The sequence below is a fragment of the Egibacteraceae bacterium genome, assembly GCA_040905805.1.
Lineage (GTDB): Bacteria > Actinomycetota > Nitriliruptoria > Euzebyales > Egibacteraceae > DATLGH01.
The window spans coordinates 1-2,189 of the sequence record JBBDQS010000016.1; the positions used below are offsets into that span (position 1 = coordinate 1).

Sequence of the window (2,189 nt, forward strand, 5' to 3'; positions counted from 1 at the left end):
TGGCGGACACGTGCACGATGCCGTTGGCGTCGATGTCGAAGGTGACCTCGATCTGGGGCACGCCGCGGGGTGCGGGTGGGATGTCCACCAGCTGGAACTTGCCGAGCGTCTTGTTGTAGTTGGCCATCTCGCGCTCGCCCTGCAGCACGTGGATCTCCACCTGCGGCTGGTTGTCGTCGGCGGTGGTGAACACCTCGGACTTGCGCGTCGGGATGGTCGTGTTGCGCTCGATCAGCTTGGTCATCACCCCGCCCTTGGTCTCGATGCCCAGCGACAGGGGCGTCACGTCGAGCAGCAGCACGTCCTTGACGTCGCCCTTCAGCACGCCGGCCTGCAGCGCGGCACCGACGGCGACGACCTCGTCGGGGTTGACGCCCTTGTGCGCGTCCTTGCCGCCGGTCAGCTCCTTCACCAGGTCGACGACGGACGGCATGCGGGTGGACCCACCGACGAGGATCACGTGGTCGATCTGCTCGGCGGTGATGCCCGCGTCCTTGATCGCGGCGTGGTACGGGCCCTTCGTGCGCTCCAGCAGATCGGCGGTCATCTGGTTGAACTGCGCGCGGGTGAGGGCCTCCTCCAGGTGCAACGGCCCCTCGCTGGTGGCGGTGATGAACGGCAGGTTGATGGAGGTCTCGGTGGTCGAGGACAGCTCCTTCTTGGCCTTCTCCGCCGCCTCCTTCAGGCGCTGCAGCGCCATCTTGTCCTTGGACAGGTCCACCCCGTGGGCGTTCTTGAACTGGGTCACCAGCCAGTCGATGACCTTCTGGTCCCAGTCGTCGCCGCCCAGGCTCGTGTCACCCGAGGTCGACTTGACGTCGAAGACGCCCTCGGCGATCTCCAGGACCGACACGTCGTAGGTGCCGCCGCCGAGGTCGTAGACGAGCACCGTCTGCTCGGCCTCCTTGTCGAGGCCGTAGGCCAGCGCGGCGGCCGTCGGCTCGTTGACGATGCGCAGCACCTCGAGCCCCGCGATCTGGCCGGCCTCCTTCGTGGCCTGGCGCTGGGCGTCGTCGAAGTAGGCGGGCACGGTGATCACCGCCTGGGTGACGTCATCGCCGAGGTAGGACTCCGCGTCGCGCTTGAGCTTCATCAGGATGCGCGCGCTGATCTCCTGGGCGGTGAAGGTCTTGCCGTCCGCCTCGAACTTCCAGTCGGTGCCCATGTGGCGCTTGACCGACTGGATCGTGCGGTCGGGGTTGGTGACCGCCTGGCGCTTGGCCACCTCGCCGACGAGCACCTCGCCGGACTTCGAGAAGCCCACGACCGACGGGGTCGTGCGGGTCCCCTCGGCGTTGGCGACCACGGTGGACTCGCCACCTTCGAGCACGGCCACCGCCGAGTTCGTCGTTCCGAGGTCGATGCCTACTGCTCTGGCCATAGTGATGCCACCTCCACGCCCTGGGGCGCTCTCGTCTGCGTACCGTTGCCCGAAGGCTACCCGCTGCCTATGGGGGGAGCAACCTCCCTGAGCGTCCTAGACGCAGATTTTCGTCCGGAGGGAGTTTCAGCGCGGCGGCGAAGCCCGCCAGGTGCAGTCGGTGCGGCGCCCGCGGCTGTCCGCCCGATCCCGGCCGTTGAACGCGACCATGAGCACGACGGGCAGGGCGGCGACCGCGAGGCCTGCCACCCACATCGTCCACGGATCCATCGGTGTCCTCCTGTGCTCGGAGCGCGGCGCGCGGGAGCGCGTCAGCGGGGCGCGGCGTCGGTCGGCAGATCCACCCGCCAGCCCTCCTGCAGGCCCACCTCGGCGAACCGGCCCTGGTGGACCTCCAGCGCATGGCGGTAGCGTGCTCCCGGCGGATAGGATGGACACGGATCGGCCTCGCACGGCTCCATGTCGAGGACCGACACCACCGTGCCGTCCGCGGCGAGGTAGGCGATCGACAGCGGCAGCAACGTGTCCTTCATCCAGAAGCCGGTGTCGCGGTCCTCGTCGGTCAGGAAGATCATCCCGGCCTCGCGGGGCAGGTCGGTGACGCCCATCAGCCCCTGGCGGCGGGTGTCGGGGTCGTCGGCGACGTACACCGCCATCTCGACGCGCTCGTCCTCGGGACCCACGAGGATGACCTGTGCGGTGCCGAAGGGCGGCATCGGCGCCAGGTCGGTGGCCGGCGTGGCGTTCTCCGGGGTGGCGTTCTCCGGGGTGGCGTTCTCCGGGGTGGCGTTCTCCGGGGTGGCGTTCT

General features: G+C 69.0%; 3 protein-coding genes. All 3 read right to left on the reverse strand.

The genetic code is table 11. The features are described 5' to 3' along the window. A partial coding sequence (gene dnaK / locus WD250_02920; GenBank protein ID MEX2619151.1) for a molecular chaperone DnaK occupies window positions 1-1,381 on the reverse strand: 1,381 nt, incomplete at its 3' end. A 126-nt stretch (window positions 1,382-1,507) separates the two neighbouring features. After that, window positions 1,508-1,651: a hypothetical protein gene (locus WD250_02925; GenBank protein MEX2619152.1), complete on the reverse strand. Its 144-nt coding sequence runs from the start codon at window positions 1,649-1,651 to the stop codon at window positions 1,508-1,510. 41 nt (window positions 1,652-1,692) lie between these two features. Then, a partial coding sequence (locus WD250_02930) for a DUF192 domain-containing protein (GenBank protein MEX2619153.1) occupies window positions 1,693-2,189 on the reverse strand: 497 nt, incomplete at its 5' end.

Excerpts from the sequence above, each read along its gene's own strand:
- WD250_02925 (MEX2619152.1), bottom strand. The coding sequence starts at position 1,651 with ATGGATCCGTGGACGATGTGGGTGGCAGGCCTCGCGGTCGCCGCCCTG.